This is a genomic window from Alloactinosynnema sp. L-07, assembly GCF_900070365.1.
In the GTDB taxonomy this organism is placed as follows: domain Bacteria; phylum Actinomycetota; class Actinomycetes; order Mycobacteriales; family Pseudonocardiaceae; genus Actinokineospora.
Genome location: NZ_LN850107.1, coordinates 5,865,505 through 5,890,887 on the forward strand (window position 1 = coordinate 5,865,505; position 25,383 = coordinate 5,890,887).

At 69.9% G+C, this 25,383-nt stretch carries 29 protein-coding genes and 2 tRNA genes; 14 read left to right on the forward strand and 17 right to left on the reverse strand.

The features are described from left to right. The first annotated feature begins 12 nt into the window (after positions 1-12). A complete protein-coding gene (locus BN1701_RS26610) occupies positions 13-813 on the forward strand; it encodes a DUF3566 domain-containing protein (protein ID WP_082860068.1) in 801 nt (266 codons plus the stop codon). Positions 814-868: 55 nt separating this feature from the next. Next, positions 869-942, forward strand: a tRNA-Ile gene (locus BN1701_RS26615). Positions 943-1,387: 445 nt separating this feature from the next. On the opposite strand, the gene BN1701_RS26620 is transcribed toward BN1701_RS26615, so the two are convergent. Next, positions 1,388-1,591, reverse strand: coding sequence for a cold-shock protein (locus BN1701_RS26620; protein ID WP_054053305.1), 204 nt, complete (start codon positions 1,589-1,591; stop codon positions 1,388-1,390). Between the two features lie 204 nt (positions 1,592-1,795). On the opposite strand from BN1701_RS26620, the gene BN1701_RS36025 reads away from it, so the two are divergent. The 6 genes from BN1701_RS36025 to BN1701_RS26645 all read left to right on the forward strand — a co-directional run bounded on the left by BN1701_RS36025 (position 1,796) and on the right by BN1701_RS26645 (position 6,020). Continuing rightward, positions 1,796-1,936 carry a DLW-39 family protein gene (locus BN1701_RS36025; protein ID WP_157368238.1) on the forward strand — a complete coding sequence of 47 codons (141 nt, stop codon included), beginning with the start codon at positions 1,796-1,798 and terminating at the stop codon, positions 1,934-1,936. 32 nt (positions 1,937-1,968) lie between these two features. Beyond that, positions 1,969-2,041 (forward strand) — tRNA-Ala (locus tag BN1701_RS26625). A gap of 434 nt (positions 2,042-2,475) precedes the next feature. Beyond that, positions 2,476-4,107, forward strand: a complete 1,632-nt coding sequence (locus tag BN1701_RS38030; protein WP_054053307.1) for a LuxR family transcriptional regulator — start codon at positions 2,476-2,478, stop codon at positions 4,105-4,107. 124 nt (positions 4,108-4,231) lie between these two features. Then, positions 4,232-4,528 carry a hypothetical protein gene (locus BN1701_RS26635; protein WP_054053310.1) on the forward strand — a complete coding sequence of 99 codons (297 nt, stop codon included), beginning with the start codon at positions 4,232-4,234 and terminating at the stop codon, positions 4,526-4,528. A gap of 228 nt (positions 4,529-4,756) precedes the next feature. Further along, positions 4,757-5,191, forward strand: coding sequence for a cupin domain-containing protein (locus BN1701_RS26640; protein WP_054053313.1), 435 nt, complete (start codon positions 4,757-4,759; stop codon positions 5,189-5,191). Between the two features lie 349 nt (positions 5,192-5,540). Further along, a complete protein-coding gene (locus tag BN1701_RS26645) occupies positions 5,541-6,020 on the forward strand; it encodes a DUF2020 domain-containing protein (RefSeq protein ID WP_054056148.1) in 480 nt (159 codons plus the stop codon). Between the two features lie 50 nt (positions 6,021-6,070). On the opposite strand, the gene BN1701_RS26650 is transcribed toward BN1701_RS26645, so the two are convergent. Beyond that, positions 6,071-6,694: a hypothetical protein gene (locus tag BN1701_RS26650; RefSeq protein ID WP_054053315.1), complete on the reverse strand. Its 624-nt coding sequence runs from the start codon at positions 6,692-6,694 to the stop codon at positions 6,071-6,073. 89 nt (positions 6,695-6,783) lie between these two features. Between BN1701_RS26650 and BN1701_RS26655 the strand changes: the two genes are divergently transcribed. After that, complete coding sequence (locus BN1701_RS26655; protein WP_054053317.1) at positions 6,784-7,332, forward strand: peptidylprolyl isomerase; 549 nt, start codon at positions 6,784-6,786, stop codon at positions 7,330-7,332. A 2-nt stretch (positions 7,333-7,334) separates the two neighbouring features. Beyond that, the gene (locus tag BN1701_RS26660; RefSeq protein WP_054053319.1) at positions 7,335-8,255 is read left to right on the forward strand and encodes a rhomboid family intramembrane serine protease; all 921 of its coding nucleotides are present in this window, start codon (positions 7,335-7,337) and stop codon (positions 8,253-8,255) included. Here BN1701_RS26660 and BN1701_RS26665 read toward each other — a convergent pair. Together BN1701_RS26665 and crgA are read right to left on the reverse strand one after the other, a co-directional pair. Further along, complete coding sequence (locus BN1701_RS26665) at positions 8,252-8,671, reverse strand: PH domain-containing protein (protein ID WP_231949712.1); 420 nt, start codon at positions 8,669-8,671, stop codon at positions 8,252-8,254. The genes BN1701_RS26660 and BN1701_RS26665 overlap by 4 nt on opposite strands. 120 nt (positions 8,672-8,791) lie before the next feature. Beyond that, positions 8,792-9,058 (reverse strand): cell division protein CrgA, encoded by a 267-nt coding sequence (gene crgA, locus BN1701_RS26670; protein WP_054053321.1) that lies wholly within the window; start codon positions 9,056-9,058, stop codon positions 8,792-8,794. A 156-nt stretch (positions 9,059-9,214) separates the two neighbouring features. Between crgA and BN1701_RS26675 the strand changes: the two genes are divergently transcribed. Together BN1701_RS26675 and BN1701_RS36565 are read left to right on the forward strand one after the other, a co-directional pair. Beyond that, a complete protein-coding gene (locus tag BN1701_RS26675) occupies positions 9,215-10,084 on the forward strand; it encodes a class E sortase (protein WP_082860069.1) in 870 nt (289 codons plus the stop codon). Further along, entirely contained in the window at positions 10,084-10,239 is a 156-nt protein-coding gene (locus BN1701_RS36565; protein ID WP_172803328.1) for a hypothetical protein, read from the forward strand. The genes BN1701_RS26675 and BN1701_RS36565 overlap by 1 nt, the downstream gene beginning before the upstream one ends. Here the strand turns inward: BN1701_RS36565 and BN1701_RS26680 are convergent. Continuing rightward, on the reverse strand, positions 10,226-11,443 hold the full coding sequence (locus BN1701_RS26680) for an APC family permease (RefSeq protein ID WP_255364659.1): 1,218 nt from the start codon (positions 11,441-11,443) through the stop codon (positions 10,226-10,228). The two genes, BN1701_RS36565 and BN1701_RS26680, sit on opposite strands and share 14 nt — an antisense overlap. Before the next feature lie 208 nt (positions 11,444-11,651). Between BN1701_RS26680 and BN1701_RS26685 the strand changes: the two genes are divergently transcribed. Further along, positions 11,652-11,882 (forward strand): hypothetical protein, encoded by a 231-nt coding sequence (locus BN1701_RS26685; protein ID WP_157368240.1) that lies wholly within the window; start codon positions 11,652-11,654, stop codon positions 11,880-11,882. Positions 11,883-11,973: 91 nt separating this feature from the next. On the opposite strand, the gene BN1701_RS26690 is transcribed toward BN1701_RS26685, so the two are convergent. From BN1701_RS26690 to BN1701_RS26715, 6 genes are read right to left on the reverse strand one after another with little or no spacing between them, the layout of a single operon-like run. Beyond that, positions 11,974-12,177, reverse strand: coding sequence for a ferredoxin (locus tag BN1701_RS26690; protein ID WP_197672143.1), 204 nt, complete (start codon positions 12,175-12,177; stop codon positions 11,974-11,976). Then, the gene (locus BN1701_RS26695; RefSeq protein ID WP_054053329.1) at positions 12,174-13,445 is read right to left on the reverse strand and encodes an NADH-ubiquinone oxidoreductase-F iron-sulfur binding region domain-containing protein; all 1,272 of its coding nucleotides are present in this window, start codon (positions 13,443-13,445) and stop codon (positions 12,174-12,176) included. Before BN1701_RS26695 ends, BN1701_RS26690 begins: the two co-directional genes overlap by 4 nt. After that, a complete protein-coding gene (locus tag BN1701_RS26700) occupies positions 13,442-14,005 on the reverse strand; it encodes a ferric reductase-like transmembrane domain-containing protein (RefSeq protein ID WP_231949713.1) in 564 nt (187 codons plus the stop codon). Before BN1701_RS26700 ends, BN1701_RS26695 begins: the two co-directional genes overlap by 4 nt. Next, complete coding sequence (locus BN1701_RS26705) at positions 14,002-14,901, reverse strand: FAD:protein FMN transferase (RefSeq protein ID WP_054053331.1); 900 nt, start codon at positions 14,899-14,901, stop codon at positions 14,002-14,004. The genes BN1701_RS26700 and BN1701_RS26705 overlap by 4 nt, the downstream gene beginning before the upstream one ends. Then, on the reverse strand, positions 14,898-15,167 hold the full coding sequence (locus BN1701_RS26710) for a hypothetical protein (RefSeq protein WP_054053333.1): 270 nt from the start codon (positions 15,165-15,167) through the stop codon (positions 14,898-14,900). The genes BN1701_RS26705 and BN1701_RS26710 overlap by 4 nt, the downstream gene beginning before the upstream one ends. A 13-nt stretch (positions 15,168-15,180) precedes the next feature. Continuing rightward, positions 15,181-16,089: a hypothetical protein gene (locus BN1701_RS26715; RefSeq protein ID WP_054053336.1), complete on the reverse strand. Its 909-nt coding sequence runs from the start codon at positions 16,087-16,089 to the stop codon at positions 15,181-15,183. Between the two features lie 114 nt (positions 16,090-16,203). Here BN1701_RS26715 and BN1701_RS26720 point away from each other — a divergent pair, with 114 nt between their 5' ends. Further along, a complete protein-coding gene (locus BN1701_RS26720) occupies positions 16,204-16,851 on the forward strand; it encodes an aminodeoxychorismate/anthranilate synthase component II (protein ID WP_054053338.1) in 648 nt (215 codons plus the stop codon). Positions 16,852-16,902: 51 nt separating this feature from the next. Here the strand turns inward: BN1701_RS26720 and pknB are convergent, their stop codons facing one another. From pknB to BN1701_RS26750, 6 genes are all read right to left on the reverse strand, one after another. Beyond that, positions 16,903-18,885, reverse strand: coding sequence for a Stk1 family PASTA domain-containing Ser/Thr kinase (pknB, locus tag BN1701_RS26725; protein ID WP_054053340.1), 1,983 nt, complete (start codon positions 18,883-18,885; stop codon positions 16,903-16,905). A 73-nt stretch (positions 18,886-18,958) separates the two neighbouring features. Continuing rightward, positions 18,959-20,407 carry a serine/threonine-protein kinase gene (locus BN1701_RS26730; protein WP_054053343.1) on the reverse strand — a complete coding sequence of 483 codons (1,449 nt, stop codon included), beginning with the start codon at positions 20,405-20,407 and terminating at the stop codon, positions 18,959-18,961. 2 nt (positions 20,408-20,409) lie between these two features. After that, positions 20,410-21,894, reverse strand: coding sequence for a penicillin-binding protein 2 (locus tag BN1701_RS26735; RefSeq protein ID WP_054053344.1), 1,485 nt, complete (start codon positions 21,892-21,894; stop codon positions 20,410-20,412). After that, positions 21,891-23,375 carry an FtsW/RodA/SpoVE family cell cycle protein gene (locus BN1701_RS26740; RefSeq protein ID WP_082860071.1) on the reverse strand — a complete coding sequence of 495 codons (1,485 nt, stop codon included), beginning with the start codon at positions 23,373-23,375 and terminating at the stop codon, positions 21,891-21,893. Before BN1701_RS26740 ends, BN1701_RS26735 begins: the two co-directional genes overlap by 4 nt. Then, positions 23,375-24,823, reverse strand: a complete 1,449-nt coding sequence (locus BN1701_RS26745) for a PP2C family serine/threonine-protein phosphatase (protein WP_054053346.1) — start codon at positions 24,821-24,823, stop codon at positions 23,375-23,377. The genes BN1701_RS26740 and BN1701_RS26745 overlap by 1 nt, the downstream gene beginning before the upstream one ends. Further along, positions 24,820-25,278, reverse strand: a complete 459-nt coding sequence (locus BN1701_RS26750) for an FHA domain-containing protein (protein WP_054053348.1) — start codon at positions 25,276-25,278, stop codon at positions 24,820-24,822. The genes BN1701_RS26745 and BN1701_RS26750 overlap by 4 nt, the downstream gene beginning before the upstream one ends. Positions 25,279-25,383 lie beyond the last annotated feature (105 nt).

The window sequence follows — 25,383 nt, forward strand, 5'->3', positions numbered from 1 at the left end:
GGGATTCCGCTCGTGACACCACCCGACAAGCCGGAGAACACCGGACCGGAGCCGACCGAAGCCGACCAGGCGGCGGTGGCGACCAGCCCAGCCGAGACTGCCGAGGTGGCCGCCCCGGATCCGGACCCGACCACCGCCACGGCGGCGACGACCTCGGTCAACCCGCCGCCGTGGCAGCGCGTCACGGCTGACGAGGCCTACGGCGACACCACGGTCAACCTGCCAAAGGACGGCGACACCACCCAGGCGCTGCACGTCAACGGCTACGCCGAGTCGGTGCCGTCGGCCCAGCCGGTCGAGCACCCGGTGGTCACCGGCACCGCGGCGTCGCGGCTGTTCGGCAACCTGGAGCCCGAGTCGCTCGCCCGCACGGCGGTCCACCTCGACCCGCCCGCCAGTGTCCGCACAACGCCGCCGCCCAGCGCCCTGCGCCGCCCCGGGCGGGGCCCGAGGCGGGCGAACCTCCAGATCAAGCGCTTCGACCCGTGGTCGGTGCTCAAGCTGTCACTGGTGCTCGGCGTCGCCCTGTTCTTCGTCTGGCTCGTCGCGGTCGGCGCGCTCTACGCCGTCCTTGACGGCATGGGCGTCTGGGACAAGGTCAACGGCATCTCCAGCGAACTTCTCAACGCCAACGCCGAGGGCGGCTCCGGCGGCCCCCTGATCAGCGCGGGCCGCGTCTTCGGCATCGCGGCGATCATCGGCGCGATCAACATCGTGCTGTTCAGCGCCCTGGCGACCGTCGGCGCGTTCATCTACAACGTGTCCGCGGATCTGGCCGGTGGCCTCGAGGTCACGCTCGCGGAGCGCGAGTAGGGATACCGATTTTGGAGCGCGAAGAGGGATGTTGTAACCTTCTCAACGTTCCTAAGGGCCTGTGGCTCAGGCGGTTAGAGCACTTCACTGATAATGAAGGGGTCGGAGGTTCAAGTCCTCCCAGGCCCACCTTGGGAAACTCAGGCCCGGTACGCGACGCGTACCGGGCCTGAGTGTCTAACTGGGTGAGTATCGCCCTTGCCCACGTCTGCGAGCCAGCCAGCCGAACAACGACTGTGTAGAGGTCGCCCACAGTGCGACGGACAGCGCGGTACGCGACCCCAAAACCGGGACGGCGACCTGCTTCGCCTGACGCGCCTATCTTTCACATGGTTCGTCGTGGCCGTGAAGGAAGGAACGTTCTCCCAGTCGCTCTGAACGGAGAGGCCATGAAACGGCCGTAGAGCGCCGAACGCGAGAGCCCTGGTGTGATTGACCTTGGCCGGTTCCGTCACAGGCGCGACCTACAAGGCGTCCAGGGAGCGGGCGACCCCGACGGGTCCTCCCAGGCCCACCTTGGGATCAGGGGCGGTACGCGATTCGCGTACCGCCCCTGATGTCTTACTGGGCTGGATCAGATCGGGCGGATGTTCTCAGCCTGCAGACCCTTCTGGCCCTGAGTCACGTCGAACTCGACCTTCTGGCCTTCCTGGAGCTCCCGGAAACCCTGGGCGGCGATGTTGGAGTAGTGCGCGAACACGTCGGCGCCGCCGCCGTCCTGCTCGATGAAGCCGAAGCCCTTTTCGCCGTTGAACCACTTGACCGTGCCGGTAGCCATGCTGATCTCCTTGTATGGGCAGCCGCACCAGGTACTGCGAATCACAGCCCTCATCGACTACGACTGCTCGTGACCCAGACGTTACCCGTGGTGCCCCGGGCCTGCGCATCGGCACGACGTGGACGCTGCACGGAGGTCAACATCGCGGCTGTGGCAGACTGATGAGGCGTAGGTAAACCTGATGTGCCTAAGGAGGCATAGGACGTGAAGAAGCTTCTCGCGCTCGCCGCTATCGCTGGTGGCGTCCTCCTGGTCGTGCGCCGCAAGAGCTCGGCGAAGGCCGAGGCCGACCTGTGGCGCGAAGCCACCACGCCTGCCGCCAACAACGGCGTCAAGAAGGCCTGAGACCACCCGGCGCGGTGACACCGCGCCGGATCGGGGACGTAGCTCAATTGGCAGAGCACTGCCTTTGCAAGGCAGGGGTTAGGGGTTCGATTCCCCTCGTCTCCACGAGCTCGGGGGGCTCGTGTCCACGGAGAGCGTGGACCGGGTCGCTCGTCCTTTGTCGTGGGGGCCGAGCCCCCACACCCCCACGGTGCGTACTCTCGCGATCCAGCCGTGCCCCGCATCAGTAGCTGGTGGTGGGCGGGGTGTGTAACCAATAGCCGAGTCGCCCACGGTGCGTACTCTCGCGATCCAGCCGTGCCCCGCATCCGTAGTGAAGCGCGCAAACGGCGCCGCGCGGCGTGAGCAAGTCTCGATCGAGCAGCGCGGTAACCCCCCACGGGTGAAGGTGTACGCCGCTCACCGGCCGCCGCCTGTACCTGCCAAACCAGATCGTCCCAGTCCCCGCTCAGGTTATGCGAGCCGTTGAGCGGTCCCCCTTCAGGTAGTCGCCTGCCTCTACGGGCACCGTAATGCCCACCAGGGCCGATAATCGGTCCGTGGCCGATCTGGACGCCCTGCTGGAAGAGACCAGGCACGCCTGCGCCCAGAACAACTGGCGACAGGGTCATGCCGGGCTGGCCGAGGTGGATGCCACGCGCCCGCTCGGCGCCGACGACCTGCTGCTCCTCGGCCACTCGGCGTACATGCTCGGCAGGGACGAGGAGTACGTCGCGGCGCTCAAGCGTGCGTTCGACGTCTACCTCGCGGCGGGTGAATTGCCTGCAGCCGCGAGGACCGCATTCTGGATCGGGCATAGCCTGATGTACCAGGGTCAGATGACGCTGGCGGGCGGGTGGTTCGAGACGGCCGGGCGACTCCTCGACGAGCACGGTGAGGACTGCGCCGAGCATGGTTACCTGTTGATTCCGGTCTGGCTGCGACAGATGGGCGAGGGGGACTGGGAGGCCGGACTGGCCAATGCGGCGGAGGCGGCCAGGATCGCCGACCGCTTCGCTGACGCGGACCTCGCGGCGTTGGCCCGCGACGAGCAGGCGCGTGCCCTGGTCATGCTGGGCCGCCCGGACGAAGGACTGAAACTCGCCGACGAGCTCCTGTTGAGAGTCGGGTCCGGCGCGCATTCGCCGATCGTGCGCGGGATTCTCTACTGCAACACAATCATCTTCTGCCGCGACGGACACCTGGTCCCGGCCGCCGTGGCCTGGACCGATGCGCTGACCGCTTGGTGCGCCGCGTGTCCCGAGATGGTGGCGCACAACGGACTCTGCCGTGTGCATCGCGCCGAGATCCTTCAGCTGCGTGGTGCGTGGGACGACGCCGTGTCCGAGGCTGGCGAGGCCGCGACGCGGTTCCGCGACGGTGTGCTCAACCAGATCGCCATCGGGCAGGCCCACTACCGACAGGGCGAGGTACACCGGCTACGGGGTGACTGGATGGCAGCCGAGGAGAGTTTTCGCAAGGCCGCCGGAATAGGCTACGACCCGCAACCCGGGATGGCGTTGCTTCGGCTCGGTCAGGGGCGTACATCGGTGGCGGCCGCGGCCATCCGGCGGGCGGTGGCCGAACAAACTGGCCCGCTGCAAAGGGCCGACCTGCTGCCAGCGTACGTCGAGATAATGGTCGCCGCGGAGGACCTGGAGGCTGCGGGGACCGCGGTCGAAGGGCTGGTTCGTATCGCGTCGGCTCACCGTTCCGAGTCGCTGTCCGCAGGCGTCGATACCGCGACGGCCCAGGTGGCGCTTGCTGCGGGAGACGCAGGGCAGGCACTGCGGTCGGCGCGCAGGTCCTTCCTCCGGTGGTCCGAGATCGGTGCGCCGTACGACGCCGCCCGGGCACGCGTCATCGTCGGACTGGCGTGCCGGTCGCTCGGCGACGAGGACTCGGCTGAGCTCGAGTTCGACGCCGCGAGGGTGACCTTCGAGTCTCTCGGGGCCGTTCCCGCCATCCAGGACCTTGGCTCCCGCACACGCATCTGCGCGGCGGGACTGTCCACCCGCGAGCTCGAGGTGCTCCGCCTGCTCGCACGTGGCCTGAGCAACCGGGAGATCGCCAATCAGCTGGTAATCAGCGAGCACACGGTGTCGCGGCACCTGCAGAACATCTTCGGCAAGCTCGGTGTGGGCACCCGGGCGGCTGCCGGCGCGTACGCATTCGAGCACGGCCTGGCGTGAACGTGGTGGATTCGCACCATCGACGCGACGGCGGATTGGCGTGAATTGTCGATGCCGGCACCCCTCGCAGCTCCCTAACGTCGAGGAAACGGGCCGACGGGGCCCCAGGACGAAGGAGTTCGAGATGTACGTCGTGGCACAGCACGAGATCCAGATCCAGGAGACGGCCTTCCAACGCGGCGCGCGGCTCCAGGTCGGTAACGGCGCTCCTGAGGGAGTACGCGTCCTGCAGTTCCTGCCCGCAACTGACGGAAGCAAGGTGACCTGCCTCTGGGAGTCCGGGTCAGTGCAGGACGTGCAGAAGTACGTCGACGAGGTGCTCGGCGACTCGAGCATCAACAACTGCTACGAGGTGGCCGCGGAGCCAGCGTTCGCCGAGCGCCCGATCGGGCTGTCCACCTCGCCTCTCGCCCTCCGCTGACATCAGGTGCGCCGAGCCGGCCCAAGTCTCCGCGAACTTGCGTCGGCCCGGCACAGGCGAAGCGGTAGGCGCACGGTGCGCAGGAACTTGACCCGGTCGGGATCGATATCGGCCTCGGTGGCGGCCCGGCGGATCAGGGCGCGCCGGCCGCCGCGGCGACCTACTACACCGCAGACCTGCGGCCTGCGACGATCTACTCCAACACGACTCGTGCAGGAGGGATCCGCGATGACCGACCTGACCATCGACGCCGTGGTGATCCCCGGCGACCAGGCCGAGCGCGTCGACTACCCGGACGACACGATCTGGCTGCGTGCCGTCGGCCACGGCGATATCCAGGTGGCCGACTACACGAGCACCGACCGCGACGGCCCGCCAGCACACAGCCATCCGTGGGACGAGGCCCAGATCGTTGTCGAGGGCGAGGTCGAGTTCCTGATCGGTGACCGCTGGCAGGGCGGCGGGTCCGGCACCGTCCAGCTCCTGCCCCGCGGCGTGGCGCACTCGGTGCGGGTACCTGCGGGGACCGCGCGGATCTTGCAAGTATCCGTCGGTGCGCCCTACGACGGTTTGGCCAGGGACATGGCCCGGCTCTTCGCGGCGGGTGCGTCGCTGGCGGAGATCGTGGAAGTGGCCGGTCAGCACGGCGTGAAGCTCGGTTGACGCGGATTCGGGGGTTCGATTGGGTTCGCGGTCGAAGACTCAGCTGAGGCACTGGTGGGCGCTCCACAGTGTGCCTGCGCGGGCTGCGGCCTCGGCGATTAGGGCGGCCAGTTCGGGGCGGTCTGGTACGGGGAACGAGACGTAGGTTCTGCGGCGGTGGGGGCGGCCGTAGGCTTTCGCGGCTAGGTGGCCGTTTGGGAGCAGGCGGGTGCGGCCGCGGTGGATGTTCCACGTGGAACATGGTGGCTGTGGGCGGTGGATCAGGGTCTGGTTGACTTGCCGGGCTATGAAACGACTTGTGATCTTCGCGGCGTCCCTTGTGGTGCTTGGTGGGTGCACGGTCAAGGCCGTGCCGTCCACGCCGGATTCGGGTCCGACCGGGGTGACGGTCGTCCAGCCGCCGGTTAGTACCAGCGCGGTGAAGCCCCCGGCGCCGGAGGCGGTGGCGGATGGGCCTTGTCCCTATTTGGAGAGCGGGGATGTGGCCGAGGCCAATGGGCAGCGGGTCACGAAGGTGCGGATCTCCGCGGACAAGCCGCATCCGGCCTGTTTCTTCTATCGGCCGGACGGCAGTGTCCAGCTGACGGTGCGCATCTATGCCGGTGAGGCCGGGGTGGCCAAGGCCGTCGTCGATGAGGCGGCACCCGTTGCGACGTCGGATCCGGCCAAGTCACCCCAAGGGTGGAAAGGCGGGTCCCTTTCGGGTGAGAAGGGCGCTGTGTACGCGGTGGCCAAGGAAGGGACGGCTGTAGTCGTGACGACGAACCAGGCGCAGACCATCAAGGCGCGGCGCATTGTCGAGGCCGTGATCACCACACTGGGTCTTTAGGCAGCAGAATGGGGGCGGCCCGCGTGGGCCGCCCCCATTCTGGTTATTGCTTAGTTCTTCTCGGTCGAGATCGGCTCAGCGGGCTTTGTCTGGCCGTTGTGCTCGGACGTCTCCGGCTTCGCCGCCGGGCGGGGCGCGGGGACCGGCTCCGGCTTGGGGGCCGGGGCGGGCGCGCTCTGCTGGGCCTTGGTGCGCAGCACGACCGCTGCCGCGGCGCCCGCGGCGGCGAGTAGGAGCAGCAGGGGCCACTTGCGGCGGCGGCCGCCGCCTTCCTTGGCCGATTCCTTCGCCGCTGCCTTGGCCGCCTTGATCTGGTCGCGCAGCTCGGTCTTGTACGCCTTGACCTGCGGCTTCAGGTCTTTCTTCAGTTGCTTGGCGTTCGCGATGACCGGCTTGGCCACCAGCTCCGCGCGGGCTTCGGCCAGGCCTTGGCCTGCCTTCTTCGCTGCCTTGGCCAGCTGCTTGCGGGCGCGGCGGGTCGACGCGGCGACCTCCTCCCGGGCGACGTGGGCCGACTCGGTGAGCGCCTCGGCCACCTGGTGCGGCGAGACGCCCTTCGCGGCCATCTTGTGCTCGGCGGCCTGGGCGGCCTCTCCGGCGCGGGCGGCACCCTGGCGCATCGCGCGCCAACCGGTGCCGACGGCCTTGCCCACCGTCTCTCCGGCCCGGGTCATGGCTTCACCTCGTTCATCCTGTGGACTCGTCCGACAGGTCAATCCTGCCCCTTCCCGACAGATCCCGCCGAAGATGGCACGATGGGGCGGTGGCAGACAGCAACGCATCCCTCGTTGGGACGAAGGTCAAGGCCATCCTGCACACCTCGCAGGGTGACATCCGGTTGACGCTCCTCCCAGACCATGCCCCCAAGACGGTGGCCAATTTCGTCGGCCTGGCCGAGGGCACCAAGGACTACACCCAGAAGAACGCCCAGGGGGCGAACAGCGGCCCGTTCTACGACGGGTCGATCTTCCACCGGGTGATCGACGGCTTCATGCTCCAGGGCGGTGACCCGACCGGCACCGGTCGCGGCGGCCCCGGCTATGAATTCGCCGACGAGTTCCACCCAGAGCTGCAGTTCAACAAGCCCTACCTGCTGGCCATGGCCAACGCCGGGGCGAACACGAACGGCTCGCAGTTCTTCATCACGGTGGGCCCGACGACCTGGCTGAACTTCAAGCACACCATCTTCGGTGAGGTCGCCGACCAGGAGTCGCGGACCGTGGTCGACACGATTGGCAGAGTCGGCACCGGGCCCAACGACAAGCCGCTGACCGACGTCGTGATCACCAAGGTCACCATCGAGCGCGGCTGAGGATGTCCACCCCGCACGAACCGGCTTGGACGCAGGCGGGCCTGCCCGCCTGCGTCCGTCATCCCGACCGCCAGACCGGGCTGCGCTGCACCCGGTGCGACCGCCCGGCCTGCCCCGAGTGCCTGGTCGAGGCCGCCGTCGGCTTCCAGTGCGTCGACTGCGTGCGCCAAGGCCGCCGCGAGGTGCGCAGGCCGACCACGGTCGCCGGTGCCGAGCTGGCCGAGAAACCGGTTCTGGTCCCGATCCTCATCGGGCTCAACGTGGCGATGTTCGTCATCACCGTCGCCTTGGCCCAGGACCTGTTCAGCAACAGCCGCTCGGAGTTCTTCCAGGCGCTGCTCGCCTACACCCCGTCGATCGCCGACGGCCAGTGGTGGCGGCCAATCACCAGTGGGTTCCTGCACTACGGCCCGGTGCACCTGCTGCTCAACATGGTCGCGCTGTGGTTCCTGCGCGACATCGAGCTGCTGCTCGGCCGGGTGCGGTTCGCGCTGGTGTACTTCCTGTCGATGATCGGCGGTGAAGCGGCCTGCTACCTGTTCGACGACCTGGGCACCCGCAGCGCGGGCGCCTCCGGCGCGGTCTACGGCCTGCTGGGCGCGCTGCTGGTCGCGGTGATCCGGCTCAAGCGGGACAAGCACACGCTGATGACCGTGCTCGGCGTCCTCGCCGTGAACATCGCGTTCAGCTTGTCGGTCGAGAACATCTCGCTGCTGGCCCACCTCGGCGGCCTGGTCATCGGCGTGATCGTCACCGCGGCGATGGTCTACGCGCCCGCGACCCGCCGGACGCTGTGGCAGGCGGGTGTGGTGGGGGCGGTCGCGCTGGTCTTGGCCGGGATGTTCGTGGTCAGGACCGGGCAGGTCACCGACGAGGTGTTCTGCGTGAATCCGACGACGCTGGATTGCTTCTACAACGTTTAGGTACGCAGCCGCAGCAGGGCGTCGGCGACGTCCTGCGGGTCGGTGCCCAGGTCCAGCCAGCCGAGCACCACCAGATCGGGGTGCTCGGCGTTGTCGGCATCGATCTCCAGGGCCATGCTCTCGCGGCCGAGCCTGCGGGTGCGGGTGACCCGGACGTTGATCTCGCCCCAGGTCCAGCGGCGGGTGCTGCCGAGTCCTCGGACGGTCAGGCCGGTGTTGTCGGCGGCCAGCCGCGGCCGGGCCACGGTGCCGAACAAAGCGGCCAATCCCAAGGTCAGCGCCGCTATCGCGAGCAGGATCGTGCCCCGCGGATCGTCCAGTAGGACGGCGGCCAGGATCGCCAACGCGGCCAGCGCCCAAGCCACGCCGACACCGGCGGGCTTGGGCGCCCAGCTCATGACCTCATCGTTCGGCACAGTTATCCACAGTAGTTATCCACACTGGGGATGACTTACATCCATGTGGTTCAGTCGTGTGGGCTGAATGGATGCATCGCATCGAACACGACCAGGTGACGGGGTGCGACTCAGCGTGGATCAGCGCCAGCGCATCGTCATCAGCAGGCCCGCGATCATCAGTGCGAAGCCGATCGCGAAGTTCCAGTTGCCGAGGTCGGCCATGAAGCCGATCTTCGCGCCCGCGATGTAGTTGACGACCAGCCACGCGAGGCCGATCAACATCACGCCGAGCATCACCGCGACGTAAATGGGGTGGGACGGTCCGGCCGACTTCACCTTCACCGGCGTGCGGCGATCGGCCGGCGCGGTGTAGACGTCCTTCTTGCGGACCTTGGACTTAGGCATGCTGTCCTCGCCTGACGTGGAGCGTTGGGTGACGGTTGCTGGCATGGGCGCAACCCCCGCCGGTGCAACACGTTAACGTAGCTGAGCACATAGCCGAATCACCAGTCGCCAACGATCTGAAATCCGGCTGCCCACGCCACCGCGAAAGGAGCCGCCGTGAGCACGGTCGACACCGGCGGGCGACCTGTGGAATCCCCAGGTCAGGACCCTCGACCGGGCGATTCCGACCGGGTCAGGACGGTCGTGCGCGGGTTGGGAGAATTTCTCATCACCGCGGGCTTGGTTGTTCTGCTTTTCGTGGTTTACGAGGTGTATGTCACCGACTTGCTCTCCGCGGGCAAGCAGCGCGAGGCCACGGCTGCCCTCGACAGCACCTGGGCCGCCCCCGCGCAGGCCGAACAGGAGCGGGTCGAGCACTTCGACGGCCTGGCCGAGGGCGCGGGCTTCGCGAAGATGTACGTGCCCGTCCTGGGCGCCGACTACTCGTTCACCATCCTCGAGGGCACCACGGACAAGACCCTGGAGGTCGGCCCCGGCCACTACCCCTCGACGGCGTTCCCAGGTCAGCCCGGCAATTTCGCCGTCGCGGGCCACCGGGTCGGCAAGGGCGCCCCGTTCAACGACATCGACCTGCTGAACTCGTGCGACGCGATCGTGGTCGAGACGCGGTACAGCTGGTTCGTCTACCGGGTGCTGCCGAAGAAGGACGAGGTCGGCACCTGGTCGACCGGCAAGGCCGCCGACCCGCGCTGCACGGGTGTGGCCCCGCTCGGCGCCCCGTACAACGAGGTCGTCGGCCAGCAGATCGTCAGCCCGAAGAACAGCGCGCCGATCGCGCCGATCCCGGGGATGCCGGGCGCGGAGACCAGCGTCGGCGAGCAGGTCACGCTGATGACGCTGACCACCTGCCACCCCCGGTTCTCCGACCGCGAGCGGCTCATCGTGCACGCGGTCATGGTCAAGCAGTGGGCGAAGGACCCGGCGCACGCCGACGTGCGGCCGCCCGAGTTGAAGGAGACGGCCTGATGTACGGGTGGATCTGGCGGCACCTTCCCGGCCCGACGGCGGTCCGCGCGATCACCGCGCTGCTGCTGGTCGCGGGTGTGGTCGCGCTGCTGATGTTCGTCGTGTTCCCGTGGCTGGAGCCGAAGCTGCCGTTCAACCAGGTCACGACCGAATAGCCGCCCGGCCGAGCAGGCCGACGGCCAGCACCCCGGCGCCGACCAGCACCGATCCGATCGGCAGCGTCAGCGCGAGGACCACGCAGCCGACAAGTCCGGCGACGTTGAGCCATCGCGGCCACCGACGCTGGGAAGCGGGCTGGCGGAACGCGCTGGCGTTGGTGACGGCGTAGTAGACGAGCACGCCGAACGACGAGAACCCGATGACTCCCCGCAGGTCGACGAGCAGCACCAGCGCGACCACCGCGGCGCCCACGGCCACCTCGGCGCGGCGGGGCACGTGGAAGCGGGGGTCGACGGCGGCCAGCGGCGGCGGGAGGTCGCGGTTGCCCGCCATCGCCATGGTCGTGCGGCCGATCCCGGTGATCAGGGCGAGCAGCGCGCCCAGGCTCGCCGCGGCGGCGCCGATCCGGACCGCGATGGTCAGACCGGGATGGCCCGCGACGGTCAGCAGGTCGGCCAGCGGGACGCGGGACGACGCCAGCCGGTCCGGGCCGAGCACCAGGAGAAGTGAAACACCGACCGCGAGATAGATCGCGATCGCGCCGCCGAGCGCGGCAAGGACGGCTCGGGGGATGGTCCGCGCCGGTTCGCGGACCTCGCCGCTGAGCGTGGCGATCCGGGCGTACCCGGCGAAGGCGAAGAACAAAAGTCCCGCCGCTTGCAGCACGCCCAATGGCCCATGCGGGAACCAGGCGCCCTGGGTCGGCTCGACGCTGGGAGCGGCCAAGGCGGCCGTGCCCACCAGCACCAGGAGGACGACCGCGAGCAGGGCCTTGGTCAGCGCGGCCGTGCGGGTGATCCCGAAGCAGTTCACCACCGTTAGCGCGACGACGGCCGCCACCGCCACCGGCCGCTCATACCCTGGCGCCGCGTACGCGGCGAAGGTCAGCGCCATCGCCGCGCAGCTGGCGGTCTTGCCGACGACGAACCCCCAGCCCGCCAGGAACCCCCACCACGGTCCGAGGACCTCCCTGCCGAACAGGTAGGTTCCGCCGGAGGCCGGGTAGGTCGCGGCGAGCTGGGCCGAGGCCGTGGCATTGCAGTAGGCCACGAATCCGGCGATCACCAGGGCGATCAGCACCCCGTTGCCCGCGCTCGCCGCCGCGGGGGCGAACACGGCGAACACGCCCGCCCCCAGCATCGATCCGAGTCCGATCGCCGTCGCGTCGACGACCCCGAGCCTGCGCGTCAGCTCCGCCACGGGCGCGATCGTGTCACGGCCGGGCGGCCCGGCCCGGCACGGGGCTGCACGCCAGACACACAGCGGATGGAGATTCGGCGCGGGCTCCCACCGCCGAGATCTTGGCCAATAGCCTGGGTTCCGCTGCGCGCGCATCGCGGAACCCCTCTGCCTGCAATCTTGCGGAAGGAACACGATGATCACCAAGCGGTGACCTTTGGCTTTGGCCTTGGCGGCGCTCGAAGCGGTCACCTTCGCGCACACGTTCGGCATCACCCACGGGCCGTGCGTGCGGACTGAGGTCAACGGCCAGATCGTTGAGGAGAACGTCGGCACCCAATTGACCGACCGGAAGCATTTCATGCCCTACTCGATCCCCGCCTACCTGTCGCAGATCTATGGCACGGCGCCCGCGACGCAGGCAAGGCGGTGCGCCCAGGTCTGCGCAGGGTGGACCTGATCGTCCGTGCTGGTTTCGCCCCGACGCCGCGCTGCGGCTCGGTTCCGTAGTTCGAGTAACCGGCGGCCCCTCCGGGGCCGCCGTCCTTCGGTCAGCCGCGGTCCTCCAGCCGCAGTGCCAGTCGCGGGCACAGCTTCACCGCTTTCCTGGCGTGCTTGACCGCCGTCGCCGGGACCGGGGCGGATGAGACGACGGGGTAGCCCCACTCGTCCAGCGACACCACTTCCGGGACGAGTTCGGCGCACACGCCGTGGGCGTCGCAGACGATCATGTCGACCTTGAGGTGCTGGGTCATCTCCATCCCTCGTTCGGGCTCGGTGGGGTGGGCAGGGGCAGCAGCGACGGCCGATGCCAGCCTGGGCAGCCGATCCCCGCCAGGTGGGCGCGAACGTCCTCGGCGAACACACGCAGCGCGGTCGCGGCGAGCTTGACCACGCCGTCCGGGTGGCCGCAGGCGCCGCGCTTGTTGACGACGCCGAGGCGAAAGCGGAGCCGGTCGTGCGCGGTCTGATCCTGCGCCCACGTCAGCCGGGCGAGGTCGTCGGCGATGGCGGGCAGGCCGTTGAAGCACGGGCCGCACTGGCGCGCGTTCTGCGAGGCCAGCCAGGACGCGACCCGCACGGTCTCGACCAGGCCGCAGGCGCCTTGGGGCAGCGCGACGACGACTCCCGCGCCTGGGGAGGCGTCGACCCGCTTGAGTGCCTCCGGGGTGAACGGGTGGGCCAGCACGTCGGGGCTGATCCACGTGCCGCCGTAGCCGCCGAGCAGCACCGCCCGCAGCGGCGCGGTTCGCCCGCCCGCGGCGTCGAGGATGTCCCAGCCGGTCGCGCCGACGGGCAGTTCGTAGACGCCGGTCGCGCGGACCGAGCCGCTCACCGAGTACAGCGCCGTGCCCGGTGCCTCCGCTGTTCCAGCCGCGCGGAACCACGACGGACCGCGCCGGGCGATCAGTGCCAGGTGGGCCAGTGACTCCGTGTTGGACACCAGCGTCGGCTTACCGTCCACACCGGACACATAGGTCGACACCGACCGCGGCTTGCCCGGCCCGCCGTCGACGAAGTGGGCCAGCGCGGTCGACTCGCTGGAGACATACCAGCGCGGCGGTTCCATCACCTCGACCGGCAGGCCGCTGCCCCACGACCGAGCCGCCCGCTCCGCGATCAGCGTCCGCAGGCCGTCGGCGAGCCCGGCGCCGCGGTGCACGCACACCGTGACCTTCCGCGCGCCGACCGCCAGTGCCGCCAGCTCGGCGCCGTCGAGGACCAGGTGCGGCACGCTGCGCAGCAGGAGTTTGTCCTTGCCCGCACAGGGTTCGCTCTCCGCGCCGTTGACGATCACGTGCGCGCCGCCCGCCGCGCGGCCGTTCTCCGCGACCGTGGCCAGCTTGCGCCCGGTCGGGAACCACGCGCCGCCGCGGCCGCGCAGACCGGACTGGGTCACGACCTCGATCAGGTTGGGGACCACGGGGAACGGTCCGTTGGCCCTGGCGTGCTCGTCGAGGGGGATGTGCCTGCCGGTGAGCAGGCGCGGGCCGTGGTGCTGGGCGATCTGGGGTGCGCTCACAGCGGCCTCCTGGTCGCGACCTTGCGCCAGCCCGCCAGCCGGTAGCCACCGGCGACGAGCACGGACAGGACGCTCGCGGTCACGACGCCCAGCACCCACAGGCGGTCCGTGCCGATGCCGATCGTGTGCGCGAGCGCGACCGGCCACGACACGTAGGCCAGCCAGTGCACATACCGCCAGAGCCGTAGCGGCATCCGGTGGCGCAGCAGGCTGGTGATGATCAGCAGCAGGATCAGGTCGAAGGCGACGGTCCCGAACCCGACCCACAGCGGCAGGTACGTCGACTGGAACGGCACCACGGCGTCGAGCACGGTGATCGGGACGAACTCGTCGAGCAGGATCATCAGCACGTGGACGAACAGCAGGCCCGTGGCGATCAGCGACACGTTGCGGTGCAGCGTCTCGGTGACGAACCGGGGCCACCTCGGCGACCACACCCGGCCCGCGGTGAGCAGGCCCAGCACGACCGTGGCGGTGAACAGGGCGAGTGAGACGAACCCGCTGGCGCGCGAGAGGTACCAGTAGGTGCTGCCGGACAAGAGCGGTGCCGCGGTGATCACGCCGCCTCCTGGAGATCGGTTGGCCAGCCTGCGACCCTGGTGACCTGGTGGTCGGTGCCGACCAGCCGGGCGGGGATGTCGTTTGCCGCCAGCCAGTCCGGCGCCGCGGTGCCGAGCACGATGGCGGCGGTGGCCGCGGTGTTGGCCTGGACGCAGGTCCGCGCGGCGACGCTCACGCTGCGCCACACCCGGCGCGCGGGCAGGCCGGTCGCGGGGTCGAGGACGTGGTGGAGCACCTGGTCGGCGCGTCGCCAGGTGCGCACGGTGGTGCTGGAGGTGGCCACGCCGCCGGACCGGACGGTGACGACCTGGCCGCCGTCGGTCGCGCGGTGGTCGTCGGCCACGCGCACCTTCCAGTCCCGCGGCGGCCCGGCGATGGCGAGGTCGCCACCCAGGTTGACCAGCACGCCCGCGCCGGTCGACGCGGCGACGCGCCGCGCGGCCACATCGGCCGCCCAGGCCTTCGCCGTCGCGCCGAGGTCGAGTCGCACGCCCAAGGGCAGCTGGATCGTGCGGGTGGCCGCGTCCGTCCCGATGCCGCGCCAGCCGCCGCCGCGGACCGGCGTGACCGGTGTCGACACCGGGGCCAGGTCGGCGAAGGTGCGGTCGTAGCCGATCGCGATCATCGCGTTGCCCAGTGTCGGGTCGACCAGCCCGTCGGTCACCTCGGCGGCGTCGAGCGCCACCCGGACCACGGTGAACAGGATCGGATCGACGCGGGCGGCGCCGCTCGCGTTCAAAGTGGACAGTGTGGAGTCCGGCCGGAACCGGCTGCACGCGGAGTCCACTTCGGACAGAAACACGCGGAGTTCAGCCTCCGCCGCGGCCAGTGCGCCAGGATCGGTGACGAGCAGGTGTGCCGTGGTGCCGAAGACGGGGAACCGGACGCCGGTCATGATCCCCCCGATGTGGTGTCCTCGTCGCCGCTTGAGCTCTCCGGCCGGTCGTCGCCCTGCGTGTTCTTCTTGGCGGGCTTGGACTTCTTCGACTTGTCGTCGTAGTCCGCCTTGCCCCCGCCGGACTTGGGCGCGGGCGCGGTGTACGCGATGGTGGCGCCGAGTCCGAGCGTGGCGGCGACCCCGGCCGCCACCACGCCCGTGGTGATCTTCACGACCCTGGCCGCCGCGGCGTCGCGGGCGGCGGGGCTCAGTGGGCGAACCATGTGTCCTCCAGCCTCAGTCAGCGGTCACACGGGACGGACCGGACAGCGGTTCATGATCGAGTTCAGGAATCTCGGCGCCCGCGGGCAGACCGAGTTCGACCCGCGCCGCGCGAGCGGCGACGAGCCCGTCGACGGCGGTCCGCCGTACAGCGTCGAACTGCACGTCGGTGGTCGCGCCGAGCAGCAGCGCGGCGGCCTCGCCGTGCTTGCGCGCCGCGCCGGGATGGCTCTCGGGCAGGTCGGTGACCTCGGCGCCGAGCCGGTCGACCAGTGCCCGTGCGTCGGTGCGCAGCGCCTGGGCCCGACCGCGCGCCCGGCCGCGGGTCAGGGTGACCCACACCGCGAGCCCCGCGACGAGCAGGCCGACGCCGCCAAGCACGAAGGGCAGCACGGTGGTGGTGTCGTCGACCCCGGCCACGTCCGTAGTCGCGGGGGTCGCGCCGTAGCGGTCGCCGCGCCCGGCGGTGCCCTCGCACTTCGGCGCGGCCTTCACGGCGGTGACGAAGTCGGTCAGCGCCTTGGTGAGGTCGCTGCTCTCGTTCGCGTCGAGGAAGGTCTCGTTCGCGTTGATCGCGCCGGAGGCGGCCTTGCCCGCCTCGCCGTCGCACAGGACCTCGGACCCGGCGTAGAAGTAGCGGCCCGCGATCACCGCGATGGTCTGCCCCGGCAGGCTCACCGCGAGCTGTCTTGGCAGCCCGCTGACCTCGCTCACCGCCGGACCGGCGGGCAGGATCGCGATCTTGATCGGGGCGTCGCCGATGGCGCTGGTCAGCGCGGCGACGTCGAGCGTGCGCTTCGCGGCCGGGTCGAGCCACACCGCCACCGTGCGCAGCTCGCGGGCCGCGTCGTCGATCGGCGCCGCGCTCGCCAGTGGGGCGGTCAGCAGCATGAGCGCCGCGACCGCCGGGAACAGCCGAACCACGTGCACCTCCTGTGGGTATCGGTAGTCACACGGGTCGGGAGGCGATCCGGTTCATCCCTGGGTGTCGTCTTTTCCTGGTCGTCCGTGACCAGCGCAAACCGGTAAATTGGCGCCATGCGCGTTCTGGTGGTCGACAACTACGACAGCTTCGTCTACAACCTGGTCCAGTACCTGGCCCAGCTCGGCGCCGACTGCGAGGTCTGGCGCAACGACGCAGCCGAGCTCGCCGCCCCCGACGCGCTGCGCGGATTCGACGCCGTGCTGGTCAGCCCCGGCCCGAGCACCCCGGAACGCGCGGGCCTGAGCATCGACGTGGTCAAGCGCTGCGCCGACGCCCGGCTGCCGGTGCTGGGCGTGTGCCTTGGCCACCAGGCCATCGGCGTGGCCTGGGGCGCCACCGTCGACCGCGCGCCGGAGCTGCTGCACGGCAAGACCAGCCAGGTCACCCACACCGGCGCGGGCGTCCTGGCCGGGCTGCCCAACCCGTTCACCGCGACCCGCTACCACTCGCTGACCGTGCTGCCCGAGACCATCTCCGACCAGTTCGAGGTCACCGGCCGCACCGAGAGCGGCATCGTGATGGCCATGCGCCACCGCGAGCTCCCGGTCGAGGGCGTGCAGTTCCACCCCGAGTCCGTGCTCACCGACGGCGGCCACCGGATGCTCGCCAACTGGCTGGCCACCGCCGGATTCGAGGTCCCCGAGCAGCGGGTGGCCGAGTTGGAGCGCGGCATGCGCGCGCTCACCCAAGCCCTCGCATAGAAGCAGAACGGCCTCCCGGAAGCTCCGGGAGGCCGTTCTCGTATGTCCGCGTTAGGGCTGCGTCGGGATCGTGACCCCGGGCTTGCGGCCCACCAGCAGGTTCACCGTCTGGTTCTTGTCGAGCTTCTGGCCGTTGTTGGGCCGCTGGTCGATGACGCGCCCGACCTTGCTCTCGTCGTTGGTGAGCGTCTCCGCGGTGTTGAGCGTGCCCGTCCAGCCCAGCGCCTTGAGCGCCTTGTCGGCCTCGGTGGGCGTCATGCCCTCCAGGTCCGGCATCTCCAGTTCGACCTTGTCGCCGTTGGACACCTCAAGGGTGATCGTCGACCCGACCTTCAGCTTGCCGCTCTTCGGCGACTGGTTGACCACCTTGTTGACCGGCTGGTCCGAGGAGACGTCCCGACGCTGGGCCTTGAAGCCGAGGCTCGTCAGGTTCTTCGACGCGGTCTCGTAGTCCTGGCCGATCAGGTCCGGCACCTCGATGGTCTCCGGGCCCTTGCCGATGGTGAGCTTGACCTGGGTGCCGGGGTTGACGTTCTGGCCACCGGCCGGGCTCTGGTCGATCACCTTGCCGATCTTGGCCGCGTCCTCGGTCGCCTCTTCGTCGACCGTCGGCGCGAGCTGCAGGTTGATCTTCGCCAACTCGGCGGCCGCCTCGTCCTTGGTCTTGCCGGTCAGGTCCGGCACCGCGACCTTGTTGGGCGACGCGCCGACCTTGATGGTGACCTGGGCGCCCTTGCTGACCGACGTTCCCGCTACCGGGTTGGTGTCGATGACCTTGCCGATGCTGTCCGGTCCGCAGCCCGGGGTGCCGTCAGGCGCGGGCTGGCAGGGAACCGGCTCGCGGATGACCTTCAGGCCCTTCTCGCTCAGGGTCTGCGTCGCCTGCGCCTCGATCAGGCCCTTCACATCCGGCAGCGAGAACGACTCGGAGCCCGCGGGCGCCTTGTCCTTGTCCGACATCAGCCAGAAGATCACGCCCGCCAGCCCGGCCACGAGCAGCCCGACCAGGACGATCGTCCACGTCTTGCGCTGCTTGCGCTTGCGTTCCTCTTCCTCGTCGGCGAAGCGGTCGTAGTCGTCGTAGTCGTCGGCCAGCGCCTCGGGGCGGTGCCTGCCGCGCATGTCCGGCTGGCGGTTCGCGCCGAGCACCGCGGTGCGGTCCTCGTCGGTCATCACCATGGGCGCGGCGGGACGCTGTCCCGACAGCACGCGGACGATGTCGGTGCGCATCTCGGCGGCCGACTGGTAGCGGTTGGCCGCGCCCTTCGACATCGCCTTGAGCACGATCGCGTCGAGCTGCGGGCTGACCCGCGGGTTGAGCGCCGACGGCGGCTTCGGGTCCTCGCGGACGTGCTGGTAGGCCACCGCGACCGGCGAGTCGCCGGTGAACGGGGGCTCGCCGGTGAGCAGCTCGAACAGCACGCACCCGGCGGCGTAGACGTCGCTGCGGGCGTCGACGGCCTCGCCGCGCGCCTGCTCCGGGGACAGGTACTGCGCCGTGCCGATGACCGCGGCGGTCTGGGTGACCGCGACCTGGCCGTCGGCCACCGCGCGGGCGATACCGAAGTCCATCACCTTGACCGCACCGGTCTTGGTGATCATCACGTTCGCGGGCTTCACGTCACGGTGCACGATCCCGTGCCGGTGGCTGAAGTCCAGCGCGGCGCAGACGTCGGCCATGATCTCCATCGCGCGCTGACCGGAGAGCGGGCCCTCGGTCTTGACGATGTCGCGCAGCGTCCGGCCGTCGACGAACTCCATGACGATGTACGGCAGCGGGCCGGTCTCGGTCCGCGTCTCGCCGGTGTCGTACACCGCGACGATCGCGGGGTGGTTCAGCGCCGCGGCGTTCTGCGCCTCACGGCGGAACCGCTCCTGGAACTGCGGGTCCCTGGCCAGGTCCGCGCGCAGCACCTTCACGGCGACCTCGCGGCTCAGGCGCACGTCCCGGCCCCGGTGGACCTCGGACATCCCGCCGTACCCGATCGTCTCGCCGATCTCGTAGCGGTTGGAGAGCAGTCGCGGTGTGGTCATCGGTGCGTCGTCCCGCTCCTAGTCAAGTCCTGTCCCATCATGCCTGCTGCGCGCCCTCTGACTTCCATAGTGCTCATCCCGGAGGTCCTTGCCGCGGCCGGCACACGATTGTGATGCGGTCGCCGCGCTTGAGCTTGCCGATCGGGGTGACGCTGGTCACCGCGCAGTCGGAGGGATCGTCCGGGGTGACGTCCGTGTCGGTCACCACGGTGGTCCGCAGCCCGAGGTCTGTCTCGAGTTCCATGGCGACTTCGGCCGCGGGCCTACGGAGGTACCGCGTAGGGATGATCGTCACCATCTCACCTTCGGCCGCCCCATCGGAGGGTTTCGTCGGTTTCTGGGTAGGACCTGTACCCGGTTGGCCGCCTGGTGCACTGTCCTCGGAGTCGGTGGCGGGCGTCGATGTGGCGCCCGTCTCACCTCCGGGCCCGTTCGGACTGTCCGATTGGAAGATCGCGGGCAGGGCGAAGGCCAGGGCCACGATCAGCGCGATCGTCAGCAGGGCGATGGTGATCCACAGCCCGGTCCGGCTCTCGCGCAGCGGCGGCCGGGGCGGGATGCGCATCGGGAACGCTCCCGACTGCGGGCTCGGCGGCGGCACCGGCAGCATCCCCGGATGCGTGGCGGGGCCGAGCTGCTGTCCGCGCGCGGCGGCCATGGCCACCCCGGACGGTGCGGGCAGCGGGTGTCCGGCCCGGACCGCGGCCACCGCGGCGGCGAACTCGCCGCCGCTGGCGTAGCGGCGGCGCGGGTCCTTGACCAAAGTGGCCTCGACGACCGCGCGGGCACCCGGCGGCACGTCCGGCGGCAGCGGCGGCGGGATGTCGCGGATGTGCATCATCGCCACCGTCACCGCGTTCTCCGACAGGAACGGCCTACGCCCGGTGAGGCACTCGTAGCCGACCACGGCCAGCGAGTAGACGTCGCTGGCGGGCTCGGCCTCATGGCCGAGCGCCTGCTCGGGGGCGATGTAGTGGGCGGTGCCCATGACCATCCCGGAGCGGGTCACCGGGGCGGCGTCGGCGGCCTTGGCGATGCCGAAGTCGGTCAGCTTCACCACGCCGGTCGGGGTGATCAGGATGTTGCCCGGCTTGACGTCGCGGTGGACGTACCCGCGCTCGTGCGCGGCCTGTAGCGCCTGCCCGGCCTGTTCCAGGATGTCCAGGGTCCGGTCGGCGCTGATCCGGCCCTCCTTGGCCAGGATCGCGGCCAGCGGATCGCCCTCGACGAGCTCCATCACCAGGTAGGCGGTGTCCTGCGGGCCGTCGACGATCGCCGCGGTCTCGCCGTAGTCGTGCACGGCGGCGATGCCGGGGTGGTTGATCGAGGCGGTGGTGCGCGCCTCGGTGCGGAACCGGTGCAGGAACTCGGCGTCCCCGCTCAGCTCCGGCTTGAGCACCTTCACCGCGACCCTGCGGTCGAGCCGGGTGTCGGCGGCCTCCCAGACCTCGCCCATGCCGCCGACCGCGATCCGGCTGCTGAGCCGGTAGCGGTCGGCCAGGAGCAGGCCCGAGGTCAGCATGGTCAGCTCCCTCCGGCGAGGAAGGCGTTGATGGTGGTGCGGCCGATGGTGGCCGACAGCTTGCCGCCGGTCGCGGCCACGTCGCGGCTCTCCACGACCACCGCGACGGCGATCTTGGGGTCGTCGGCCGGGGCGAAGGCGACGTACCAGGCGAACGGCGGGGTGTTCTTCGGGTCGTTGCCGGTTTCGGCGGTGCCGGTCTTGGAGGCGATGGTCAGGCCGTTGGTCTTGCCGTCGCCGCCGGTCTTGGCCTCGGACTCGATCATCATGTCGCGCAGCTGCTCCGCGGTGTCGCGCGACATCGCCCGACCGAGGCCGTCCTCGTCGAACTTGGCGATCTCCGACAGGTCCGGTGCCAGCACGGACTTGACCAGCTGCGGCTTCATCCGCTCGCCGCCGTTGGCGATGGTGGCCACGATCTCGGCGTTCTGTAGCGGGGTCAGCCGGACGTCACGCTGGCCGATGCCGCTCTGGTAGAGCGCGTTCTCGTCGGCGACGGTCAGGCAGCCGTTGTTCGCCCGCGGCCCGATGCACGACTGGGTGACCGACATCGGGACCTTCAGGTCGGTCTCGCCGATGCCGAGCATGCCCGACATCGCGCCGAGCTTGCGGGCGCCGAGGTCATGGGCGAGCTGGGCGAAGGCGGTGTTGCACGACAGGGACATCGCGGTCTGCATCGACACCGTGCTCTGGCTGCCATTGCAGAAGCCACGGTTGTAGTTGCGCAGCTCCGAGCCGCCGACGGTCAGCTTGTCGGTGGCGGTGACCTGGTCGTCCTTGGACTTGCCGTCCTCGATGGCGGCGGCGGCCACCACGAGCTTGAACGTCGAGCCCGGCGCGTAGGTCTCGGCGATCGCGCGGTTGAGCACCGGCTTGCGCGGGTCGTCCTTGTAGGTCAGCCACGCCTTTTCCTGCGTCTTGCCGTCGTGGGCGGCCAGCGGGTTCGGGTCGTAGGACGGGGTGGAGACCATCGCCAGGATCTCGCCGGTCTTCGGGTTCAGCGCGACCACCGACCCGGCGAAGCCCTGCTTCTCCATCGCCCCGTACGCCGCCTCCTGGGTGGCGGGGGAGACGGTCAGCTCGATGTTGCCGCCACGCGGGTCGCGGCCGGTGATCAGGTCCGACAGCCTGCGCACGAACAGCCGGTCGTCGGAGCCGTTGAGGATCTCGTCCTCGGCCCGCTCCAGCCCGGAGGCGCCGTAGCGCTGGGAGTAGTAGCCGGTGACCGGCGCGTACATCGGGCCATTGGTGTACTGGCGCAGGTAGCGCAGCCGGTCGTTGGTGGCCTGCACGGTCGCCAGGACCTTGTTGCCGCCCGCGAGGATCTTGCCGCGCTCGCGGGAGTACTCCTCCAGCAGCACGCGCTGGTTGCGCGCGTCCTTGCGGTAGTCGTCGGCCTTGATGATCTGGATGTAGGTCGCGTTGGCCAGCAGCAGCACGATCATGCAGAGCATGGCCAGGCCGACGCGGCGGAGGGGAGTGTTCATGCGGGACGCTCCGGTTCCGGGCGCTGCACCATCACCGTGTGCGCCTCGGCGATCGGGGCCTGCGGCACCGGCCGCGGCCGCACCCCGGTCTGCGGCCTGCGCGCGGCGTCGGAGATGCGCAGCAACAGCGCCACAAGGATGTAGTTGGCCAGCAGCGACGAGCCGCCGTAGGACAGGAACGGGGCGGTGAGGCCGGTCATCGGGATCAGCTTGGTTACCCCGCCGACGACCACGAACACCTGCATGATCAGCAGGAACGACAGGCCGCCGCCGAGCAGCTTGCCGAAGGTGTCGCGCACCGCGAGGGCGCTGCGCATGCCGCGCAGGGCGAGCACGGTGTAGATCATCAGCAGCGCGGCGAGGCCGATGAAGCCCAGTTCCTCGCCGATGGCGGCGGGGATGAAGTCGGTGTTGGCCAGCGGGACCAGGTCCGGCCTGCCCGCGCCCAGCCCGGTGCCGCCGACCCCGCCGGTGCCAAGGCCGAACAGGCCCTGGGCGATCTGGTAGCCGCCGCCGGGGTCGTCGTAGGTGGCCAGCGGGTCGATCCAGTTCGCCACGCGCTGCTGCACGTGCCCGAAGAGCTGATAGGCGACCAGAGCACCGCCGACGAACAGCAGCAGGCCGACGCCGACCCAGACGCCGCGTTCGGTGGCGACGTAGAGCATCACCAGGATCGTGCCGAAGAACAGCAGCGACGTGCCGAGGTCCTTCTGGAACACCAGAACGCCGACCGACACGCCCCACGCGAACAGGATCGGCCCGAGGTCACGCGCGCGCGGCAGGTCGATCCCGAGTACCCGCCTGCCCGCGGCCATGAACAGGTCGCGCTTGGAGACCAGGAAGCCCGCGAAGAACGTCAGCAGCAGGATCTTGGCGAACTCGCCGGGCTGGATGGAGATCGGCCCGACCCGCAGCCAGATCTTCGCGCCGTTGATCGTCGGGGCGATGAAGCTGGGCAGGAACGCGGGCAGCGCCAGCAGGATCAGCCCGACCAGGCCGAAGGTGTACGCGTACTTGGTGAGCTTGCGGTGGTCCTTGATCACGATGAGGACCGCGAGGAACAGCAGCAGCGAGATCGTCGTCCACAGGATCTGCCGCGGCACGTCGTTGTTGATCTCCCGACCCAGCCGCAGCGCCCGCTCGGTCATCGCCAGGTCGATCCGGTAGATCATCACCAGGCCGAGGCCGTTGAGCACCGCGACACACGGCAGGATCAGCGGATCGGCGTACGGCGCGAACTTGCGCACCGCGACGTGCGCGCCGCCGAACAGCGCGAGGAAGGCCAGTCCGTACCAGACGATCCGCAGCGTCAGCTGCTGTTCCTGGTTGGCCTCCACCAGCATCAGCGCCGCGGAGACGACGAACGCGGCGAAACCGAGCAACAGCAGCTCGGTACCGCGACGCGTCGGCGCCGCACCGTCGGGTCCGACGCTGCTCTGCCCGGCCGCCAGACCAACCGCGCCTTGGACCGGTGATCCCATCAGCCGCCGCCCTTGTCCTCAGCGCGCGGCTCGCGGCAGTTCACCTTGGGCTGGGGCGTGACCTGGGAGGTGGTGGGCGCTGCGGTGCCCGTCGTCGTCGGCGGCGCCACGTTCGACGTCGCCGCCCCGGTCGTGGTGGTGACCGGGGCCTGCGGCGGCACCCCGGGCTCGGTGGTCTGGCTCGGCTGGGTCGTGGTCTGCTTGGCCAGGTCGGCGCAGTCGGGCAGGCCGAACTTGCTGCGCAGATCCCGGACGAACTCACGGGCCTCGACGATGTTGTCGAAGGTGTTGCTGCCCGACCGGACCTCGTCCTTGCCGAACTGCTCGAGGTCGTCGACGTAGAACTTGTCGCACGTGGCCGCGGCGGCCGGGTCGCAGGACCCTTCGCGCTGGCTGTTGAGCGACAGGCCGAGCACGCTGCCGCGCACGCCCTGGAAGATCGCGATCTCGCCGTTGTCGCCCTCGCCGACGAAGAACTGGTTGTTCACCCACAGCCGGGCCGCGATCGCGCCCGCGGCCAGCAGCAGCAGGATCAACACGCTCGCCACGAGCAGCCGTACCCGCCTGCGCCGCTTGATCCGCGGGTCCGGCGGCTCGGGAGCCGCCTGCGGCTTGGGCTGCGGGCGCGGCGCGGTGATCGTGGCCGCGCGGGAGGCCGGGGAGTCCGGCGGCGGCATGTCGTCGGCGCCGTTGCCCGCGGCGCCGCCCACGATCGGGTTGTTGTCGCCGTAGTCGATGTCGACCACGTCGGCGATGATCACCGTGACGTTGTCGGGTCCGCCGCCCTTGAGCGCGAGCTCGATCATCCGGTCCGCGCAGGCCTGCGGGTCCGGGATCTCGATGGCCTCGCTCATGGTCTCCAGGCTCACCGGGCCGGACAGGCCGTCGGAGCACAGCAGGTACCGGTCGCCCGCGCGGGCCTCGCGCACCGTCAGGCTCGGCTCGACCTCGTGCCCGGTCAGCGCCTTGAGCAGCAGCGAGCGCTGCGGGTGGGTGGCGGCCTCGTCCTCGGTGATGCGGCCCTCGTCGATCAGCGACTGGACGAAGGTGTCGTCGTGGGTGATCTGGGTGAACTGGCCGTTGCGGCGCAGATAGACCCGTGAGTCCCCAACATGGACAAGCCCGATCCGGTTGCCCGCGAACAGGATCGCGGACAGGGTGGTGCCCATGCCGTCGAGGTCGGGATCGCTGGCGACCAGCTCCGCGATGGCCTCGTTGCCCGCCAGCGTCGCCTCGCGCAGTTGCCTGAGCAGGTCCTCGCTCGGCTCGTCGTCGTCGAGCGGGGCGAGGGCGGCGATCACCACCTTGCTGGCCACCTCGCCCGCGACGTGACCACCCATGCCGTCGGCCAGGGAAAGCAGACGCGGGCCCGCGTACACGGAGTCCTGGTTGTTGGAACGCACCAGGCCTCGGTCGCTGCGGGCCGCGTAACGAAGAACAAGGGTCATGAGCGCAGCTCGATCACCGTTTTGCCGATACGGATCGGGACACCCAAGGGCACCCGGAGGGGTGCGGTGACCTTAGCCCGGTCCAAGTACGTGCCATTCGTCGAGCCCAGGTCTTCCACGTACCAGTCCGTCCCGCGCATCGACAGGCGCGCGTGCCGCGTCGAGGCGTAGTCGTCATCGAGCACGAGCGTCGAGTCGTCGGCCCTGCCGATCATGATCGGCCTGCCGTCCAGCGAGATTCGGGTCCCGGAGAGCGCGCCATGGGTCACCACGAGCTGCCGTGGCGCCTTGCCGCGCACCTTGCCCGCCGCGTTGCGCCGGAACCCCGGCACCGCGACCCGCAGCCCGGAGGCCGCGTACAGATCGGAGCGGACCACCCGAAGCGCGGCCAGCACGAACAACCAGAGCAGGGCGAGAAACCCTGCCCTGGTCAGTTGCATAACCAACTCTGGCACTTGTTGTGACCGCTCCCGACTCTGTCCGGCCGCACGACCCTAGAAATGAGGACTGCCAGGGTTGTACACCCTGGACAGCCCTCAGGACGTCCGGTCGACCTCGAA

Bases quoted from the DNA above. Each gene is read 5' to 3' on its own strand.
- BN1701_RS26620 (WP_054053305.1), bottom strand. From the start codon at position 1,591: ATGGCTACCGGCACGGTCAAGTGGTTCAACGGCGAAAAGGGCTTCGGC.
- BN1701_RS26635 (WP_054053310.1), top strand. From the start codon at position 4,232: ATGTACGTCGTGGCACAGCACGAGATCCAGATCCAGGAGACGGCCTTC.
- BN1701_RS26640 (WP_054053313.1), top strand. From the start codon at position 4,757: ATGACCGACCTGACCATCGACGCCGTGGTGATCCCCGGCGACCAGGCC.
- BN1701_RS26650 (WP_054053315.1), bottom strand. From the start codon at position 6,694: ATGACCCGGGCCGGAGAGACGGTGGGCAAGGCCGTCGGCACCGGTTGG.
- BN1701_RS26660 (WP_054053319.1), top strand. From the start codon at position 7,335: ATGTCCACCCCGCACGAACCGGCTTGGACGCAGGCGGGCCTGCCCGCC.
- crgA (WP_054053321.1), bottom strand. From the start codon at position 9,058: ATGCCTAAGTCCAAGGTCCGCAAGAAGGACGTCTACACCGCGCCGGCC.
- BN1701_RS36565 (WP_172803328.1), top strand. From the start codon at position 10,084: ATGTACGGGTGGATCTGGCGGCACCTTCCCGGCCCGACGGCGGTCCGC.
- BN1701_RS26690 (WP_197672143.1), bottom strand. From the start codon at position 12,177: ATGACCCAGCACCTCAAGGTCGACATGATCGTCTGCGACGCCCACGGC.
- BN1701_RS26705 (WP_054053331.1), bottom strand. From the start codon at position 14,901: ATGACCGGCGTCCGGTTCCCCGTCTTCGGCACCACGGCACACCTGCTC.
- BN1701_RS26710 (WP_054053333.1), bottom strand. From the start codon at position 15,167: ATGGTTCGCCCACTGAGCCCCGCCGCCCGCGACGCCGCGGCGGCCAGG.
- BN1701_RS26720 (WP_054053338.1), top strand. From the start codon at position 16,204: ATGCGCGTTCTGGTGGTCGACAACTACGACAGCTTCGTCTACAACCTG.
- pknB (WP_054053340.1), bottom strand. From the start codon at position 18,885: ATGACCACACCGCGACTGCTCTCCAACCGCTACGAGATCGGCGAGACG.
- BN1701_RS26730 (WP_054053343.1), bottom strand. From the start codon at position 20,407: ATGCTGACCTCGGGCCTGCTCCTGGCCGACCGCTACCGGCTCAGCAGC.
- BN1701_RS26735 (WP_054053344.1), bottom strand. From the start codon at position 21,894: ATGAACACTCCCCTCCGCCGCGTCGGCCTGGCCATGCTCTGCATGATC.
- BN1701_RS26740 (WP_082860071.1), bottom strand. From the start codon at position 23,375: ATGGGATCACCGGTCCAAGGCGCGGTTGGTCTGGCGGCCGGGCAGAGC.
- BN1701_RS26745 (WP_054053346.1), bottom strand. From the start codon at position 24,823: ATGACCCTTGTTCTTCGTTACGCGGCCCGCAGCGACCGAGGCCTGGTG.